The sequence below is a fragment of the Neobacillus sp. NRS-1170 genome (genome assembly GCF_050468025.1).
This window is the reverse complement of the sequence record NZ_JBITPF010000044.1, coordinates 1-1,719: the sequence shown is the minus strand read 5'-3', so window position 1 is coordinate 1,719 and position 1,719 is coordinate 1. Positions and strand designations below refer to the sequence as shown.

Genomic DNA, 1,719 nt, shown 5'->3' with positions numbered 1-1,719 from the left:
TTTGAGAAAAAAGACTTATAGCCCACCAACCAACCACTCACAGAAATTGGTAAATGAGTTAAAATATGATCGCACTGGTGGATGTCCACATTTCTCATGGAGGTCTACCCTCCCATGCCTCACAGAGTCTTCGCTCTCAAATTCCTTCGTCCAACCTTTCCATGAGGTGGATGTCAGCCATGCTGCCCCACAGGGTCCTATGCCCGTAATTTAGTTGCTTTGCCGACTAATCCGTGCTTCAAATGTACCCAAATCTATAAATTGCAGCTACTATTTAATCTAATCTAAAACAGAATCAAGCGGCCAATTCTACCTTCTTTTCTACTGACATATGAGGAATATCCTTTAACATCTTTTCTTCATTAAATTCAAATTGCTTTTTACTTATGCTGAAGAAAATACGGATCAGTTTATTACATAAAGCGATAATAGACTGCATTTTCTTTAATGGATTTTCAGAACGTTGAGTATAGTAAGCGTGTAATGCTTTAAAGGCTGAATTTTTTGCGGCTAGAATCATACAAACTCTAAACAACAGAGCCCTCAGTTTCTTCCGGCCCCTCTTTGTAATTGTCGTTTTTCCTTTGTGCTTACCGGATGTATTTTCTTTTAAACTTAAGCCAGCCAGCTTAATAATTTGTCGGGGATGAGTATAATCATTTAGGTCACCAACTTCCGCAAAGAAACCGGCAACTGTATCCCTTCCAACACCTTTAATGGCCAACATTTGTGGCACACCAGGTATTTCATCAAGTAAAATATCTATTTTGGCATCTAATTCTTCGAATTTAATCTGGATTAATTCATATTTATCAAGTAACGTTTTCAGCTCCAGTTTAGCCATATCAGAGCCTTGCCGAAGTCCGATGGACTTACCGGCTGCTTGCTTTAACTCTCGAATCTTATTAAGCCCCACACTCCGGGTAACTGCTTTTCTTAGGTGGGTAAGCAGTTCATGTTCAGAGTATTTGATTATTTCATGCGGTAAAGCATATAGTTTTAGGAATTGTAATGCCGCCTTGCCTTCCCATTTCTTAAAGACTGTAAGAAATTCTGGAAAGTAGCGATCAATCCAGTTATGAACCTGGCCCTGGACCGTCTGGAGGTCATCCGTTAATAGATCACGGATTTTCTTAGCCACCCGAAGTTCGGCATAAACTCCTTGTGGTATTGTAGGTTCGGCGTATCTTCCGTCTTTAACCAACTGGGCAATTACTTTGGCATCTTTTACATCATTTTTAGTTGGTGAATTATCATCGAGTTCCTTGCTTTTCTTAACGTGTGAAGGATTCACAACACGAACTTAATCTCATATTCTTTCAAAATATGAGCTAGGTTGAACCAATAATGTCCTGTCGGTTCCATCCCAACCACTACTTTATCCATGTCTTGTTCTTTCTTTATTTCTGAAATCCACTTAATAAAATGGTGGAATCCCTCTTTTGTATTCTCGAAATAACAAGGGGATCCAAACTCCATTCCTCTAAAGTCCTGGGCACGTGCCACATGCTTGAACTTTGCGATGTCGACCCCTATAATTAAAGTTTGAGAAGTAATTTGAGCAATTTTTTTATTTTGGTTATAATTCATTTTAGGCCTCCTGGTATTTGAGTACTGTCCTTTTTGCTGGCCAGCTTTTGGACTCTCTCATTCTACCAAGAGGTTATTTTTTTATTCAAACTCCATTTTCCTTCATTACAGGAATGCTGCCCCGTTAGT

At 39.2% G+C, this 1,719-nt stretch carries 1 pseudogene; it reads right to left on the bottom strand.

Annotated features, from left to right (window positions below):
• Positions 1–295 precede the first annotated feature (295 nt).
• Positions 296–1,590 (bottom strand): annotated as a pseudogene (locus ACIFOT_RS19515) (IS110 family transposase).
• Positions 1,591–1,719 lie beyond the last annotated feature (129 nt).